The 16,679-nt window shown below is 51.7% G+C and carries 18 protein-coding genes; 9 read left to right on the top strand and 9 right to left on the bottom strand.

Annotated elements, in window-relative coordinates:
- Positions 1 to 8: 8 nt before the first annotated feature.
- Complete coding sequence (locus A9165_RS03415) at positions 9 to 620, bottom strand: flavin reductase family protein (RefSeq protein WP_008950680.1); 612 nt, start codon at positions 618 to 620, stop codon at positions 9 to 11.
- A gap of 122 nt (positions 621 to 742) precedes the next feature.
- Between A9165_RS03415 and ltaE the strand changes: the two genes are divergently transcribed.
- The 5 genes from ltaE to A9165_RS03440 all read left to right on the top strand — a co-directional run bounded on the left by ltaE (position 743) and on the right by A9165_RS03440 (position 6,105).
- Complete coding sequence (gene ltaE, locus A9165_RS03420) at positions 743 to 1,825, top strand: low-specificity L-threonine aldolase (RefSeq protein ID WP_065954900.1); 1,083 nt, start codon at positions 743 to 745, stop codon at positions 1,823 to 1,825.
- 32 nt (positions 1,826 to 1,857) lie between these two features.
- Positions 1,858 to 3,147, top strand: coding sequence for an amidohydrolase (locus A9165_RS03425; RefSeq protein ID WP_065954901.1), 1,290 nt, complete (start codon positions 1,858 to 1,860; stop codon positions 3,145 to 3,147).
- A 70-nt stretch (positions 3,148 to 3,217) separates the two neighbouring features.
- Entirely contained in the window at positions 3,218 to 4,720 is a 1,503-nt protein-coding gene (locus tag A9165_RS03430; protein ID WP_065954902.1) for an SEL1-like repeat protein, read from the top strand.
- Positions 4,721 to 4,735: 15 nt separating this feature from the next.
- The gene (locus A9165_RS03435; protein ID WP_065954903.1) at positions 4,736 to 5,710 is read left to right on the top strand and encodes a tetratricopeptide repeat protein; all 975 of its coding nucleotides are present in this window, start codon (positions 4,736 to 4,738) and stop codon (positions 5,708 to 5,710) included.
- Positions 5,710 to 6,105: a VOC family protein gene (locus A9165_RS03440; RefSeq protein WP_008609752.1), complete on the top strand. Its 396-nt coding sequence runs from the start codon at positions 5,710 to 5,712 to the stop codon at positions 6,103 to 6,105. Before A9165_RS03435 ends, A9165_RS03440 begins: the two co-directional genes overlap by 1 nt.
- 133 nt (positions 6,106 to 6,238) lie before the next feature.
- Here A9165_RS03440 and A9165_RS03445 read toward each other — a convergent pair whose 3' ends face one another.
- The 6 genes from A9165_RS03445 to A9165_RS03470 form a co-directional block, all read right to left on the bottom strand.
- Positions 6,239 to 6,655, bottom strand: a complete 417-nt coding sequence (locus A9165_RS03445) for a GFA family protein (protein WP_065954904.1) — start codon at positions 6,653 to 6,655, stop codon at positions 6,239 to 6,241.
- Between the two features lie 26 nt (positions 6,656 to 6,681).
- On the bottom strand, positions 6,682 to 7,320 hold the full coding sequence (locus A9165_RS03450; RefSeq protein ID WP_065954905.1) for a hypothetical protein: 639 nt from the start codon (positions 7,318 to 7,320) through the stop codon (positions 6,682 to 6,684).
- A gap of 109 nt (positions 7,321 to 7,429) precedes the next feature.
- Positions 7,430 to 7,879 (bottom strand): hypothetical protein, encoded by a 450-nt coding sequence (locus A9165_RS03455; RefSeq protein ID WP_065954906.1) that lies wholly within the window; start codon positions 7,877 to 7,879, stop codon positions 7,430 to 7,432.
- A 139-nt stretch (positions 7,880 to 8,018) separates the two neighbouring features.
- Complete coding sequence (locus A9165_RS03460; RefSeq protein ID WP_176714590.1) at positions 8,019 to 8,579, bottom strand: hypothetical protein; 561 nt, start codon at positions 8,577 to 8,579, stop codon at positions 8,019 to 8,021.
- 85 nt (positions 8,580 to 8,664) lie between these two features.
- On the bottom strand, positions 8,665 to 8,955 hold the full coding sequence (locus tag A9165_RS03465) for a hypothetical protein (RefSeq protein WP_065954907.1): 291 nt from the start codon (positions 8,953 to 8,955) through the stop codon (positions 8,665 to 8,667).
- A 287-nt stretch (positions 8,956 to 9,242) separates the two neighbouring features.
- Positions 9,243 to 10,199, bottom strand: a complete 957-nt coding sequence (locus A9165_RS03470) for a DMT family transporter (RefSeq protein ID WP_065954908.1) — start codon at positions 10,197 to 10,199, stop codon at positions 9,243 to 9,245.
- Positions 10,200 to 10,449: 250 nt separating this feature from the next.
- Between A9165_RS03470 and A9165_RS03475 the strand changes: the two genes are divergently transcribed.
- Positions 10,450 to 11,061, top strand: coding sequence for a nucleotidyltransferase domain-containing protein (locus tag A9165_RS03475; RefSeq protein WP_065954909.1), 612 nt, complete (start codon positions 10,450 to 10,452; stop codon positions 11,059 to 11,061).
- Positions 11,018 to 11,452, top strand: coding sequence for a DNA-binding protein (locus A9165_RS03480; RefSeq protein ID WP_065954910.1), 435 nt, complete (start codon positions 11,018 to 11,020; stop codon positions 11,450 to 11,452). Before A9165_RS03475 ends, A9165_RS03480 begins: the two co-directional genes overlap by 44 nt.
- A 110-nt stretch (positions 11,453 to 11,562) precedes the next feature.
- Here A9165_RS03480 and ppc read toward each other — a convergent pair whose 3' ends face one another.
- Positions 11,563 to 14,193 carry a phosphoenolpyruvate carboxylase gene (gene ppc, locus A9165_RS03485; RefSeq protein WP_065954911.1) on the bottom strand — a complete coding sequence of 877 codons (2,631 nt, stop codon included), beginning with the start codon at positions 14,191 to 14,193 and terminating at the stop codon, positions 11,563 to 11,565.
- Positions 14,194 to 14,362: 169 nt separating this feature from the next.
- Here ppc and A9165_RS03490 point away from each other — a divergent pair, with 169 nt between their 5' ends.
- The gene (locus tag A9165_RS03490; RefSeq protein WP_065954912.1) at positions 14,363 to 15,073 is read left to right on the top strand and encodes a VC0807 family protein; all 711 of its coding nucleotides are present in this window, start codon (positions 14,363 to 14,365) and stop codon (positions 15,071 to 15,073) included.
- A gap of 32 nt (positions 15,074 to 15,105) precedes the next feature.
- Here the strand turns inward: A9165_RS03490 and A9165_RS03495 are convergent, their stop codons facing one another.
- Positions 15,106 to 15,945: an ion transporter gene (locus tag A9165_RS03495; protein ID WP_255365630.1), complete on the bottom strand. Its 840-nt coding sequence runs from the start codon at positions 15,943 to 15,945 to the stop codon at positions 15,106 to 15,108.
- Between the two features lie 147 nt (positions 15,946 to 16,092).
- Here A9165_RS03495 and A9165_RS03500 point away from each other — a divergent pair, with 147 nt between their 5' ends.
- Complete coding sequence (locus A9165_RS03500; protein WP_065954914.1) at positions 16,093 to 16,662, top strand: hypothetical protein; 570 nt, start codon at positions 16,093 to 16,095, stop codon at positions 16,660 to 16,662.
- The last annotated feature ends 17 nt before the right edge of the window (positions 16,663 to 16,679 follow it).

Below are 16,679 nucleotides of genomic sequence, written 5' to 3' on the forward strand. Positions count from 1 at the left end.
GCTGTCCTTTAAACTTGTGGTCTGAGCAAGGTCATTTTCTGGCTGGCACTGAGCGTAAAGTACTCGCCCGGGCCACCGCCGCGCAACAGTGGATCGGCCGCCAGCGTATCAAAGACGCCATTAACCAGCAGTTGCGGTGCAATATGCACCCCTATCACTTCGCCTAACACCAGCCAGGTGGGTAACTCGCGACCATCGGCGGCCTTGAGTGGCAACAACTGGCTGAGTTTACATTCAAAGCGCACCAGGCTTTCTGCGACCTGCGGCGGCCGGACTAAACGCGACGCAGCCATCGTCAGGCCAGCCAGTTCAAATTCGTTGACCTCAGCCGGTACTGTCGCACTGGTTTGATTCATCGCCGCCGCCAGCGGCCGGCTAACCAGATTCCAGCAAAACTCGCCGCTTTGCTGGATATTCTGTACCGAATCTTTCCAGCCGGTGCTGGCAAAGCCAATAATCGGTGGGCTGTAATTAAACAAATTAAAAAAGCTGTACGGCGCCAGATTAACCTGCCCCGCGGCGCTGATACTGGAAATCCAGCCAATCGGTCGCGGGGCAATAATGCTGTTTAGCGGATCATGGGCCAGGCCATGACCCTGTGCCGGTTGATAAAAATGCACGCTTATTTTACTCCTACTCCACCTTTGCCGTTAGCCCACTACTGATGGCCGCAGCCTGCTTGTGTTTAGCCTGCCAGTAAATTAGCTTAAGTGCCAGTGTTGTTCGATTGAGAGCCGTGCCGATGCCTGATTTTCGCAGTGATACCGTAACCCGCCCCAGCCATGCCATGAAAGAGGCGATGTTTCACGCCGCGCTGGGCGATGATGTTTTTAATGATGACCCCACGACGCTGGCCCTACAAGACTATGCCGCTAAGATGCTGGGTTTTGACGCAGCGCTATTTGCACCGAGCGGCACCCAGACCAATCTGATTGCGCTGATGAGCCATTGCCAGCGTGGCGATGAAGCCATTGTCGGCCAGCAGTGGCACACCTATAAATGGGAAGGTGGCGGTATGGCGGTGCTGGGCTCGATTCAGCCGCAACCGCTGGCGCTGCAGGACAATGGCACTCTGGCGCTACAGGATATTCAGGATGCGATTAAACCAGACGACCCGCATTTTGCCCGTACACGGCTGATTGTGATTGAGAATACTGTCGGTGGCAAAGTGCTGCCGCTTAGTTATATGCAACAGGTCGTCGCCTTAGCCAAAGCGAATAATTTACAATGTCATATTGATGGAGCCCGGCTATTTAATGCGGCAGTCGCACTGGCGCCCAATCATCAGCTTAGCCCGCAGGCGATGGCCCGGGCACTTTGTCAGGGTTATGACTCAGTCTCCATTTGTTTATCCAAAGGTCTGGGCGCACCGGTTGGCTCCTTGTTATTAGGCTCTGCCGACTTTATTCAGCGTGCACGGCGCATTCGCAAAATGCTGGGCGGCGGCATGCGCCAGACCGGCGTGATTACCGCAGCCGGCCTGTATGCGCTGCAACATAATATCGAGCGGCTGGCTGAGGATCATGCCAATGCCCGCTTGCTGGCGGAAGGCTTACAGGCGTTAAGCCAGCAAGGCCGCTTTGCCGGCCAGCTCAGGGTATTGCCGGTACAAACCAATATCCTGTTTACTGAACTGCCGCTGGCGCTGGCCGATGCGTTACAGCACTTTTTGGCGCAGCATCAGGTTCAGCTAACCGCCAGTAACTACGCTAATGCCAGCAGTCAGTTCAAACGCATGCGCTGGGTGTGTCATTTGGATATCAGCCGCGGCGATATTGAGCAGACACTGGATTTATTAGCCAGGTTTGCGCATAGTGAAGCTTAACTATTTTGCCAGCCTTGCCGCGGAGCCTGACCATGAAACTGACCTTTATTGCTGCTGCCTTATTTGCCGGTAGCCTGTTAAGCCTGAATAACAGCCATGCTGCCGAGGTGCTGCGCATCAGTCCGCAGCTGGAGCAACAGGTGATCAACTGGCGACGCGATCTGCACCAGTATCCTGAGCTCAGTAACCGCGAGTTCCGCACTGCTAAGGTGGTCGAAGATCACTTGCGCAAGCTGGGGTTAGAGGTACAAACCGGCATCGCTCATACCGGTGTCGTGGCCATTTTGGATAGCGGTAAACCGGGGCCGTTGCTGGCACTACGCGCCGATATGGATGCACTGCCGGTTACAGAACTGACTGATCTGCCGTTTCGCTCGACTGCAAAAGGCGAATATCGTGGCAAAGAAGTGGGTGTGATGCATGCCTGCGGCCATGACTTACACGTCGCCATGCTGATGGGCGCCGCCGAATATCTGGTACAGCATAAAGCGCAGCTTACCGGCAAGGTGATGTTTATTTTCCAGCCGGCCGAAGAAGGCGCACCAGCCGGTGAAGAAGGCGGCGCGGCACTGATGTTAAAGCAGGGCCTGTTTGCTAAACATAAGCCGGAGGCGATCTTTGGTATTCATGTCTGGTCAGCGGCCAATACCGGTGTGGTGCAGTATCGCAAAGGGCCGCTAATGGCCTCGTCGGATCGCTTTGAAATCCGCGTTAAGGGAAAACAAACCCATGGCTCCGCGCCCTGGGGTGGCGTGGATCCTATCGTTGCGGCAGCGCAAATCATCAATAACGTACAAACCATTGTCAGCCGGCAGATTAATATTACCCGCGCCCCGGCCGTACTAAGCTTTGGTATTGTTGAAGGCGGGGTGCGCAATAATATTATTCCGGATGAGGTTTATCTGGAAGGCACTATCCGTAACTTTGATTTAGGCATTCGCCAGCAAATTTTTGGCCTGTTAAAGCAGGCAGCCGAAGCCAGTGCTGCCGCAACCGGCGCCACGGCCGAAGTAAAAATTGAAGAGGGTTACCCGGTAACATTGAATGATCCGGAGCTAACCAGCCGCTCGCTGCCTATTCTGCAGCAGGTCGCTGGTCAGGATAAGGTGCAGGAAGGTCAGCTGGTTACCGGCGCCGAAGATTTCTCCTACTATGCGCTGGAAACGCCGGGCCTGTTTGTATTTTTGGGTATCACCCCAGAGGGCCAGGATCCGGCCAAGGCGCCAGCCAACCACTCGCCCTACTTTTATGCCGATGAAAAGGCACTAAAAACCGGCACCGAATTGTTTATTAACTGGGTGCTGGCGTACTCTGCAAGCTGATTGTAGACTGGTGAACTGCCACCCCGGAGCGGCATGGCAATAATGATAGTAATAAGTCACCAGGAGTTATATGCGCTTCGCTACCTTTTTAGTGATTGTCTTTGCTTGTAGTGCGGTGTTCGCTCAGCAACGGCCGATGTCTGAACAAGTACCAACCGGTCAACCTCTCGGTACCGGCATGCCAACCGGCTTTCAGTTTCGCGATATGACCCGATTAAGGGACATCGCAAATAGCGCCATTAGTACAACGTACAACGCTTTTCTGGTGGATGGCCTGCCGGAAATTACTGGCACTGACAACGGTGTAAACTGGTGGCACGTTAATCCACTGCTTGAACGTGGTGATTTTGCGGCGGCGCACAATCAGTTACAACAACTGTTAGCATTCGGCAATGAGTGGGCGGCGGTCTTACTGGCCGTGATGGCTGAACAGGGTTTAGGGCAACCGGTAGACCCGGTTACGGCTCTGGCTTACTATCAGCTGGCCGCCAAAATCCAGGACGGTACACCGCAGCCCGCACAGCAGGAACTGCTCAAACAACTGACACCAGCACAAATTCAGGCCGCAACCGAACTCAGTAGCCAGCTTGCGACCAGAATGCAGATTAAACCCTGGGAATACCAACCCAGGGCGCAACCGGTGTTGATACCGGATCCAAAAAATGGCCTGATACTTAACCGCAGGGAGCGCAGTAAGGAATATTTTGGCAGCGCTACCGTCTTTTCCCTGGTCAATGAACGCGGTGAAGTCCTGTTCACTGAAGCGGTATCGTCTCATCCGGCTGGGCATTTTGTTGATTCCACCAGCAAATTTATGCAGCGCCGCCGCTACGAGCCGGCCGGTACCAAACAAATCGCTCGTTTAGTCGCGGATATCCCACAAGGAAATGCCGTACATACTAAATCGTTACGGCTGCTGATCGAACAACATCAGCTGTGGCAACGGGCAACGGCAGGTGAAGCCTGGGCGCAATATCAATTAGCGCTGCTTCTGGATTTGGCAGAGATCCAGGTCGGTAAAAGCCGTCTGAACTTTGAGCAAGCTTTACCCACTAAGGAATTACCCGTCTTTGAGTTGTTTAACCAGCGGTACGATATGCTGAGCTACTTCGCCAAACCAATCAACGCACGTTTTAGCAAAACTGAACAAGGCGAGTTAATCTCAGATACGCTGGATTCAGCAGCCTTAGCCCAGATCAAAGCCGACCTTGGCGAGGACGCTCCGCCGGGCTCTTACCGGGTTTATTCACAACACCTTGGTATGAAATCGAAAAATGCGGTTATCGAATGGCAAATTACGGTTCCACTGGGCTTAAGTGCCAACTTCTGGTTAAAGCGGGCAGCAGAAAGCGGCTTTGAACCGGCGCAACGCGAACTGGCATTGAAGCTCAATACCTGGGAACAATACGTGGCGGAACAAGGTAAAGACCCGCTGGTTATGGCCTGGTATGCGACCCGTTTATATAATGAGGAACGCAAAGCTGAGGCACTAACCCTACTACAACGGGCTGAGCAAGCTGGCTATCCGCACGCCAAGCGCTTTCGTGCCTGGCTAACTGAATACGACCTGTAACCAAGGACTGTTACCATGAAACAACGCTTAACGCTCGCCTTCTTGTTCGCCTGCAGCCTGCCCGCTCAGGCCGAACTGCCACTGCAACAACTGGAAACCTTATGGCAGCAAGGTGCCTATGCCGAGGCAAAAAACCTGCTGACGCCTAAGGTGACGAAGAAAACCAAAGATGCCTTTTTACTGGCGGCGCTGGGCCGCACTGAGCTGGCCTTGGGTGAAGCCGAAGCGGCCACCGACTGGCTGGAAAGAGCCATTAAGCTTGACGGCACTAATCCGGAGTACCAGTTCTACTATGCTAACGCCAGCTGTAATACCGCCCAAAAGGTGAATATGTTAAGTGCCCTCGGTCACGCCAAACGCTGTGTTAAGGCCTATGAAACGGCCCATACACTGGCCCCAACAGAAGCCAAATATTTACAGGCTCTGGCGCAGTATTATGCCCAGGCACCAGGTGTTGCCGGCGGCGATAAAGCAAAAGCGATGGCGCTGGCCAAACAACTTACTGAGGTAAACCCGCTAAAAGGTCAGCTATTACAGCTGGAACTGTTACTGCGTGAGGATCAGGCGCAGGCCGAGGCCTTACTAGCAGCTAATCCCGAGTTACAGCAAAGACCCGAGCCCTATTTCTTACTGGGCGTAACCCAGGCAGCAAAGCGCGATTATCCGGCGGCGATAGGTCAGTTCCAGCGCGCCAGCGAACAGGAAGCGGCCGATAAGGATGCGCTACGCAGTAAACTGCTGGCGTTATATCAACTGGGCCGCGCTGCGGTGATTGGTAAAACAGCAACGGAGCAAGGCATCGGCGCCCTACGCCAGTTTATCGCCGAGAGTAGCGAGCTGTTACCGGAATATCAGGATTGGGCACAGTTTCGCTTAGCTCAGCTTTATCTGGCCAACGAACAACGCCCGGACGCCGAAGCGCTGCTGCGGCCACTGCAAGCCAGCACCAAGGACGATAACCTGAAAACTGAAATTAAAAAGGTACTGTAATGCGGCCACCGGCCATGCAAGGCATTCACCATGTGGCGCTGATTTGCAGCGACTATGTGCGTAGCAAGCAGTTTTATAGCGAAACGCTCGGCCTGACGATCCTAGCCGAGCACTACCGCGCAGCGCGCCAGTCCTGGAAGCTGGATTTACAGCTGCCTGATGGCAGTCAGCTGGAGTTATTTAGCTTTGTAGGCGCACCACCCCGCCCCAGCCGCCCGGAAGCGCAGGGTCTGCGCCATCTGGCCTTTGCGGTAACAGACTTGGATGCCTGGCTGGCTTATTTACAGCAGCAAGGTGTTAGCACCGAGCCAGTAAGGGTAGACGAATATACCGGCAAGCGCTTTACGTTTTTTCAGGATCCGGATGGCTTACCGCTGGAGTTGTATCAAGTCTAGCTGCATAGCGATAAAGCAACTACTCCAAACGCCAAACCAGACCTCGACTCCGGTATGCTTGGCGTACCGGAGTCGTCATCTGCGATAGTGGGATAGAAACCTTTAGCTGATGTAATGCACCGCCTGTTAATGATTACTTCTTAACCGCCCGGCCAGGCTCATGTTCATCGTAGCGAGGAAGCTGCGCATCCTGGTCATCCCAGTTTGCTCTGGAAGACACAAAGTTATGTGATATCGGCTGTTCCAAAATATCGGAATCTAATATGCCCAGCCTTAAGCGCAATAACTCTGGCGATGCGTTGTTACTGCTGAAAATTGGCGATGCACAAACTTTGCAAAAATGTCGTTTTTTGCCAGGCGCGGTTTCATAACAACCCATTTGCTCCTCGCCTGTTTTAATCATTAAACCAGCCTTACGTACGAAACCATTTGTTGCATAAGCAGTGCCGCTGCTTTTTCTGCACTTTGAGCAATGGCAATGAATAATTGACTCAATTCCACCATGTACTTCTATCGTTACCGCACCACATAAACAGCTACCCTGATACATCCGACTTCCTTATGCTGTCGCTTAAATTAGTTTGCGCGCTGAGTTTCACGCATCCGTTTTGACAAATTGTCAGGTATGCTCGCCCCAATATAGACCAGCGCCACCCATACAGCGCCGCTTAGAAAAAGTAACCACTCTATTGCCGGGCTCAGTTCGACGAAAACATTACCTTTAGTTGTCGCCGAGAGCATGGCCAGCAACAGCAGGTTAAAGCTGCCCAGCAACACCTGTTTATACTCAGCTGCCCGCTGCAACAAAACCAACATACCTAAGATGGCGATCGCTAAAAAGCTGGCCGAGATAATGGTTAGCAAATTATGCATTGGTGTGGTCACCGCAATAAAGGCATAGACCATAGCACCCACCCCAAATATCTGTACCGTTTTGCTGGCGATGGATTTTGGATACGAAGTGGAGATAAGCCAAAACATCACGCTAAGGCTGGTCGCGTACAGCAACATGGCAACAAAGGCGAAGCTGCGTGCGGTGTTAGTCATGCCATTTAAAGCCAGCGGCTGAAATAATGCCGAGACATAATTGGCAGTAAAACTAAAACCATCAGTACTGGCATCCCAGCTGGTGCCACCGGGATAGTTCCAGGCGGCAAGGAGCCAGAATGGTATGGAAAGGAGTAGTACGTTGAGTGGTAGATATCGTTTGATCATGGTTGATATAGGTATTTCTCCTCTAAAATGTTAGCGCACGTAGCACGGGCCAAAACACGCACAACTTTGAGAGCCTGGGCCACGTATAGGTCGTTTGTGGCTGCTCTTTTTAGCTTTTCCCCTCGATTTTTCGCCACTCCAGAACTTTTTCCTTGGCTGCAAAAAAGTCAGGAGACTCGTGATTTAGTTGAGTGAAATTTTCAACATCGCTAAATGTTACATTCTTGTATTTGCATCGAGAAAAATAAGATTTCAACTTTGTTAAATGACTTTTTTTAGGTCGCTCGGATTGCGCTATCACCCAATACAATATATCGGTGAAAGCTTCCTCATGGCGCCCCTCCTGCCGCAAAACATTTGCCATGTCTTCGTGAACAGACGCATCAAGCGCTAGGGTCTGTCGTAGCGTAAATTTAGACTTTTTTGCATGTTTCAAATATAAGTCTTTTTGAATATGAAAATACCGCCAAGCTAAATCAAAGTTTTTATCGCTGACAGCCGTCTTTGCAATATGTTTCGCTTCAGCCGCTTTGCGCAAATAATCATCAGAAGTAATCATCAAATTTCCTTTTAACTATTACAGAGAGCATATATAACAGGACTTTGTAAGCTCATTGCCTATTAGATACCAGTGTTGCATGGCGCTTTGCTAATTGGCTTCCGCAACGCAGGCAGTCCAGTGGAAATTCAGCAACTTGTTAGGAATTATTTGCCATTTTTTCCTGAGCTTTCCTTATTTTTTCAAGCTCTTCTACAATCGGATTCTTTGCACCTTCACTTTGTGCGAAGGGACGCAGATCAATGTGATTTTTTTCGACAACTTCTTTATCCATGTAACTATAAGTTGCTGTAACAACAAACTGTTCAGGCAATGAATTTTTAGAATCACCAAAAATAACCCACCCCTGACCAAGCGCAAAAAATAATTCCTGGTTTGGAGCAAAGCTATCAAATGTCGATGAGAATATACTTGCTTTCTTCAAGTTTTTATCCGATTCATCAAATTGATAAAAATCTTTGTCTAAGTCGAGCTTTACCTTTAGTGCAGGTGTCTTACCACTATTATAAATTTTTAAATATAGAAATGGTGTATGAGGCCTCACGAATGGCTGAATTACCAAATAAGGCCGAGACATAGCTTCCGTTTGCTCTTTCATCATCTGTACGGAGCGTTCACTCATATTCGACATCTTATGAGTCAGGTACGCATATATCCCGGTGACAACGACGAGAATCGCCGTCAGTATTTCCATTACCATAAACTCTCCTCATGTCTAACACCCGCCACAAACAAGAGCAACTTGTTGCGAGTCGAGCCGCGAAGCGGCGTTTTGGTGATAATTGCTATGTGTTAGCCTGTCCACAATTTTTGCAGTAAGTAGTAGATGCAGCGATTTCTGCCTGGCAATACTTGCAAGCCTTCCGTTCTCCGTGGATCTCTTCAGGTTTTTCGCACTTAGCTTTCTGAGTAAAAAACATCCAGATCGCGACAATAATAAAAACAACACCTGCAAGTACAGTTGCAGCAACTAGATACACACCGTAGATAGCAGCTGCTGCGATTACTACCCCAATCGACCAAGGTGCAATAACTACAGCTATTAGTATCAAAACTATTAGTATGGCTAGTTGCATTCACTTTCCTTACCGCAAATTTGCCTTAACTAATGTTTAGAACATTACATCGCTTCTTTATAGCTTACAATAAGTTATAGGTACAGCCGGCATTTGCCTTAAAAGCAGATTAATTCGTCCAACAAAATGAAATTTGGTTCTTTACGCTGCAGGCATAATGCCCACTTCTTCGCTAAACCATTAATTGCGTATCACACAAAAGGTGTTTAACCCACTATCGCAGATGGCGACTCCGGTACGGCGAGCATACCGGAGTCGGGCAGCATCAAGATAGTTTGGTAGGTGTTTTAGGTTTGTTCAGGATTGGGATGCTTGGCGGCTTGAGTGGGCTCGGTATTTGCTGCCAACGGCGCCAATTGCTGCCCGACTTTTGTTAGTGCCTGCGCCACCACTTGGGCCGGTTTATGGCGCAGTGCCAGCATCAGTCCGGTTAGCATAATCAGCAGCACGCCGGCGCCCTGCAACAGACTTAACTGCTCGGCAAACAGCAACCAACCGGCCAGAATAACGGTTACCGGCTCCAGATAAGCCAGGGTAGCGTACACCCGGGTCGGTAAATGCTGCAAGGCGACAATGGCGCAGTAGATCGCCAAAAAGCCGGGGAAGATGCCGGCCAATGCAATCCAGAGCAGGCTGTCGCTGGTTGGCGGCGCCATACCGCCTAAAAATGGCAATACGCAACAGGCGCCGATCAGCAGCTGATAAAAGGTGCGTTGTAACTGCGAGTGGCCAGGCTGCGGCCGGCGGTTTAACAGCAAAAAGCCGCTGTAGGCCAGCAGTGATAACAGGCCAAACAGTAAGCCGGGCAACTGTGCGGCATCCAGCACCAGTTGAAACTGGAACTGCTGTAGCATGGCAAAACCTAAAAAAGATAAGGCAATCAGTCCGGTATCGGGTAAATCCAGCTTTTCCTGCAGCAGCCAGTGCGCGACGACGGCTGATAGCGGCGGTGCCAGATACACCAGCATTATCGCATTGGCCAGGCTGATATACTGAATAGCACTGAGAAAACACAACATAAAGCTGGCCAGCAGTACGCCATTTAGCGCAATGCGCCAGTCGGGTTTGGTTTTTAGTAGCGCCAGCCGGCCGCTGGCCAGTAATAACAGCAATAGGCAGAGTGCGCCCACCGCCAAACGATAAAATGTCAGCTCAGCGGCGGCCAGGCCACTTAGTCTGGCAATCACCCCGCTACTGGCCATCGCTACTGCCGACACCAGCGCCAGCAGCATATAAAACCCCATGGCTTACCTCAAATAACAAAACCAGCCTACTGTTAGCGAGTATGCCGGTTTTCAACGGGATTTTCGAGCGCCCTGAGTGCTGGGTACGCGTTTAAGATTCTCAGATCTCTCACCTTCTGGCATTGACACAAGCAGGAAAATAGAGCTACCCGCAAACAAGTGCTATTCGTAGTTCACTAAAGATTGTGCATTGATAAATGAAGCCGAAAAGGCTACAGTTGTAGCTTAATTGACTTCATTTGGTGTTACTATGTCTACCCTTGCCTCTTTGTTGTTTAAAGAATATCGCCGTCAGGTGCTGGGCTTGCTGCTTTTGCACCCAGAGCAAGGCTATCACGTTCGGGAAATCGCCCGTTTAACTGATACCCAAGCAGGCACCTTGCACAAAGAGCTCGCAAAACTGGCTGAGGCCGGTATTTTGCAAAAGACCCAGCAAGGCAACCAAACCTATTATCAGGCCAATACTGACTGTATTGTTTTTGAAGAGCTGGCCAGCATTATGCGCAAAACCAGCGGCTTGACTGAGGTGTTGCAATTGGCGCTACAGCCTTTGTGTTCGAAGCTAAGCTTCGCAGCAGTGTTTGGCTCTGTTGCCAGCGGTAAAGCCCATACCGGAAGTGATGTCGACGTGTTGCTGGTAGGTGATGTTACGTATGCAGACGCAATTAAAAACCTGTATCCGGCGCAGCGGCAGCTAGGCCGTGAAGTTAATCCTAAACTCTACTCACCTGAGGAATGGCACACAGCCGTTGCTGCACAATCCGGTTTTGTCAGGCAGCTTTTGGCCAGCCCCATGCTAATACTATATGGAGATATGAATGACATTAGACAATCTGATATGGAAACTGCTGGAGCGTATTGAGCCAGATCAGTACGCTATTCAACGTCTGGTTGAGGCGGCACAACGCAATATTAGAGATGCCCAACTGGAAGGACTTAGCAATGAAACCCGCTTTGATACCGGCTACAAAGCCATTATGCAATTGGCCAATGCAGCACTGCAGGCATCTGGCTTTCGCACCTTAACCAGCAAGCCAGGCCACCATCAAACGTTGATCCAGTCCCTGGTGAAAACTGTTGGTATAGAGACAGACCGCATGATTGTGCTTGATGCTCTGCGTAAGCAACGCAACGTGACGGATTACTCCGGTGATTTAGTCGAAGACGCTGCAGTAAAAGAATGCTTAGAACAAGCGCAAGACCTTATAGTTTTAACCATTGCCTGGCTAAAAACCCATAACAGCGGTAGTTAAACACAACAACCCGCTGATATTAGAGTCTGAGACACTCGTCGATCCATAGCTGGTTAGCCGGGCCGCCGTTGTACCATTGCAAACAGCGCTTTGACGCCCGGCTTTTTCCATTAACCCGAGTTCCGCATGCCGGCAGCGATACCGGCAATGGTGACCATCAGCGCGCGGTTGCTTTGTGCGGTTAAATCATCCGGTGCCTGGCGAGCGCGCTTTAACAGCTCCACCTGCAGGATATGCAACGGATCGACATAGGTATTGCGCAGCATAATCGACTCGCGGATCCAGCCTTCTTTTGCCATCAGCGTATCGCTGTGAATTAACTGCAGTAAGAGCTGGCGATCGGCTGCCAGTTGCTGCCGCAGTTGTTCGCCCAACGGTTGCAAGGCGGCCGGTACCAGCACCTTGTCATAGTAGGCCGCGATCTCAGCATCGGCTTTTAAGAATACCATTTCCAGCATCGACAGCCGGGTAGCAAAAAACGGCCACTGCTGCTGCATTTCATCCAACAGCGTGCTGTGGCCCGCGTCGACGGCCTTGGCCAGCGCACTACCGGCACCGAGCCAGGCGGGCAGCATTAAACGGTTTTGCGACCAGGCGAAAATCCAGGGGATAGCCCTTAAACTCTCGACGCCACCGGTCGGGTTACGTTTTGCCGGCCGGCTACCCAGTGGCAATTTACCCAGCTCCTGCTCCGGCGTGGCGGCACGGAAATAAGGCACAAATTCCGGATTATGCCGCACCACCGCACGATAGGCGTCGCAGGAGTCGCTGGCGAGCGTGCTCATAAGCTGGCGCCAGCTGGCTTTGGGTACCGGCGGCGGCAATAACAACCCTTCCAGTACCGCACTGGCATACAGCGCCAGGCTGCGCACCGCTAATTGTGGCAAGCCGAATTTAAAGCGGATCATCTCGCCCTGCTCGGTCACCCGCAAACCGCCGACTAACGAACCCGGCGGCTGCGATAAGATCGCCGCATGCGCCGGGCCACCACCACGGCCAATGGTACCGCCGCGGCCATGGAATAAGGTGAGCTTAACGCCATAGTCACGACTCAGCTGTACCAAGGCTTCCTGCGCGCTATATTGCGCCCAGGCCGCGGCCAGCACGCCGGCATCTTTGGCTGAGTCAGAGTAACCAATCATCACTTCCTGGCGGCCATTAATATAGCCACGGTACCAGTCGATGCTAAGCAGCTGCCGCATACAGTCTGGTGCGTTTTGTAAATCACTCAGGGTTTCAAACAAGGGCGCTACCGGCATTGGGAAGCTGATACCGGCTTCTTTTAACAATAGTTGCACCGCCAGCACATCTGACGGCTTACCAGCCATCGAAATCACATAGGTACTTAAGGCTTCACTGCCATGGCGCGCTACGATATCGCAGGTATCCAGTACTTCTTGTACTTCAGCCGATGGCTGCCATTGCTTCGGGAACAGCGGTCTTTTATTCGGCAGTTCGCGCAGTAAAAAGGCCTGACGATCGGCCTCGCTCCAGGCAGCGTAATCGCCCAGCCCCAGATAACGGGTTAACTCTGAGAAGACCTGAGCATGGCGGCCGGCATCCTGGCGGATATCCAGTTTTAGCAGCGTTAAACCAAAAGCATAGCCGCGGCGCAGCGTGTCAGTGAGCCGGCCCTGGGCAATGCGGGTCATGCCGCTTTGTTGCAGTGACTGATAGCACAGCAGCAAGGGTTCTAGCAGCTGCTGGTTATGCCAAATCAGATCGGCCGGGCGCTGCAGCCGGTCATGTTTTAAGGCTTCGGTTAACCAGTCGCGGGTATAAATCAGTTGCTGGCGTAACTTATTTAACACGGCGCGATATGGCTCGGATGCCTGTTCACTGGCGGCTTGCAGCTCTGCCGAGGCCTGGTTCATCGACAGTTCGGTCGACAGCAAGTCTAAATCTTTAATAAATAAATCTGCCGCCTTCCAGCGGCTTAGTAATAGCACCTGACGGGTTACCTTGGCAGTAACGAAAGGATTACCGTCACGGTCGCCACCCATCCAGGACGAAAAGCGCACCGGCGCTGCGTCCAGCGGTAAACCTTCGCCCAGTGCGCGTTGTAAATCGGTATCCAGCTCGCGCAAAAAATCCGGCACCGCCTGCCAGAGTGAGCTTTCAATCACAGCAAAACCGGATTTTGCTTCATCTACCGGCGTTGGCCGCTGTTCGCGGATTTCATTGGTATGCCAGGCCTGGCTAATCAGCTCGGTGAGCCTGAGCTCGGTTTGCTGGCGCTGCCACGGCGTTTGCGGTTGTTCCAGCGCGGCCAGACAGCCGGCAATTTCGGTAAGCTTGTGGATCAGGGTGCGGCGCGCGACCTCAGTCGGGTGTGCGGTTAACACCAGCTCAATCGACAAATCATGCAGCGCCTGGCGGATATCGGCTTTGGCGATGGCCTGCTGTTGTAAACGCTGAAACAGTTCGGTGAGCGGTTCCGGCTTTTCAATACTGCTGCGCCCGGCGGCGCTAATACTAAATTGCTGTTCGGCCAGATTGGCCAGATTCAGAAACTGCGCAAAGGCGCGGGCCACCGGCAGTAACTCATCATCCGACAGTGCCGTCAGCACCTGCCGTAGCTGTTCCGCCTGCTGATTATCACCTTGCCGCGCTGCCTTAGACAGCTGACGAATTTGCTCCACCCGTTGTAACACCGCATCACCCAGATGCTGACGCAGTGTTTCACCCAGCTCGGTACCCAGTAACCCGACATTGGCTCTGAGAGCCGCATATTGATCCATAACCGTGCTCCACTGCTTATTGATAACATACACCCTAACGCGTTCTGCTTTGGTACTCAACACTGATTGCTTACCAATTGAGCAACAGTTTTTACAGCATGTCGCCGCGCACTGCACCGCGGCGCATTTGCGTTTATACTGCGCCAGTACTTTGTAAACAGGAGCTGCTATGAGTGATTCAGCCAGTCAAACCAAACCGAAAAAAGGTGGCGGCCTGCTACCCAACCTGCTGATTAACGTGGCCATTCCGGCCATTATCTTAAGTAAATTCTCCGGCGAGCAGCACTTGGGGCCGGTATGGGGTTTAGTGGTCGCGCTGGCATTTCCGGTGCTGTATGGCCTCTGGGATTTAAAACAGGCCGGCAAAGTGAATTTTTTCTCGGTGCTGGGGGTGATCAGTGTGCTGCTAACCGGCGGTATTGCGCTGTTGCAGCTGGATGCCGGCTATATCGCGATTAAAGAGGCTGCCATTCCCGGCGCCATTGGCCTGGCAGTGTTAATCAGCCAGTATACGCCCTACCCGCTGGTGCAAAAATTTATTTTGAATGGCGAGATCCTCGACACCGACAAGCTGTATCAGGCATTGGCCGAGCGGCAAAGTACCGCGATGTTTGAACGCAAACTGGCGCAGGCCGGCTATCTGGTCGCCGCCTCGTTTTTCTTATCGTCGGCGCTGAATTATATTCTGGCCAAGGTGATCCTGGTCAGCCCACCAGGCACCACTGCCTTTAATGAAGAGCTGGGCAGAATGACCTGGCTAAGTTACCCGGTGATTGTTCTGCCCAGTATGCTGGTGCTGTTTTTTGCCATCTGGTTTATTTTCAGCAGTATCAGCAAGCTGACTGGTCGCGAGCTGGATAGCTTTTTAAACCAGCCGTAGAGCACCATATGGTGCTCTAAAATACCTTAAATCTAGTCTACTTTGTTATTTGGCGGCAGCTGCGCCCGCAGTGCTGCCAGCTCGGCCTGCAGCTGTTGCATCTGGCTGACTAAGTCATGCTGCAGCTGCTGTTTGGCATCGATTTCTTCTTTATGCTCTTCGTCATGCATGCTTTGCACCGCATTCACGATCACCGCAATAAACAGGTTTAACATGGTAAAGGTGGCGATTAGGATAAAGGGCACAAAGAACGCCCAGGCATAAGGGAATTGCTCCATCACCGGCCGTGAAATACCCATCGACCAGCTCTCCAGCGTCATGATCTGGAACAGCGTATACAGGGTGCGGCCAATATTACCAAACCACTCCGGAAAGGCTTCGCCAAACAGCTTAGTCGCCATGACGGCCGACACGTAATACACCAGGCCCAGTACCATGGCAATCGACAACATACCGTTTAACGACTGCACCAGTGCGCCAACGATTTTTTTCATCGAGGGTACAAAGGTCAGTACCCGCAATACCCGCAGTACCCGTAGCGCGCGCAGCACTGCAAAAGGCCCGCTGGCCGGTACCAGCGCTATCGCAACCACGGTGAAGTCGAACAGGCTCCATGCATCTTTAAAAAAGGCGCCGCGATAGGCAAAGATACGCAGTGCAATCTCCAGCACAAATACCGCCAGGATCCATTTATCCAACAGCATCAAAGGCCCGCCGGCCTGCGCCATCACAGTCGGTACTGTCTCTAACCCCAGAATAACGGCGTTAAGCAGAATTAAACTTAATAAGGTGCGCTGCACCCAGTTTTTTTCCAGCCAGCTTGCTACCTGTTGCTGTAAAGTCAAACTCACCGTGCCCGTCATCTCTGTCATAATTCCTCCCGGCTTTGTTGGGCGCTATTGTAGAAGAACGCGCTAAGAGATCAATCGCTATTGGCGTGAGTATTGGATGAGGTGTAATCGGATGGTACAAGCGGTATTTTGCTGCTAAATTACTGCCACTGAGAAAAGGAATTTCATATGACTTATAGCAAGGCTCTGCTTTTGATTGTCTTTGTGCTACTTGGTTTTGCCGGATATCTCGTGCTCACACCCAAGCCAGCGCCACAGCGTGTGCTGCCGCCAGAGCAACAGCTCGTTGCAGCAAGCAGTAGTGACGCGCCTTTGTCCCGCATGCAAACGGTTGCGTCCGCAGAACAATATAGTGTCGATGAGCTACCACTAGTGAGTCCGGTAGAAGGTGATTTACTGGATAACCTGCATCAATTACTTTTTGGGTTACTTAGCACAGCTGAGTTACAGCAGTCATCCATCCTCAGTGAGCAAGGCTACCCGGGTGTTGAGGAGCTCAGATTCGCCGCCAATTACAATGCTTTAGACTTTGCGAGCTGGCTGTTTAATCAACATAATCAGCAAATTATCGCGCCTCATTCAGGAACAGAATTAAATGCGTCAGCCCTAAGAGTACTGAGTTTTGTTAAAGCCGTGACTGATGCAGAACAGGCTATACGCTACCAGCAGCCAGATTTTAGTTTCAACGCAGCGAATCCTTACTCTCAAGCCTTATTAATTGAAGATCAATTGGCATAGGGGCAGTCAGTGTCAGT

The sequence above is a fragment of the Alishewanella sp. HH-ZS genome (genome assembly GCF_001704375.1).
GTDB lineage: Bacteria > Pseudomonadota > Gammaproteobacteria > Enterobacterales > Alteromonadaceae > Alishewanella > Alishewanella aestuarii.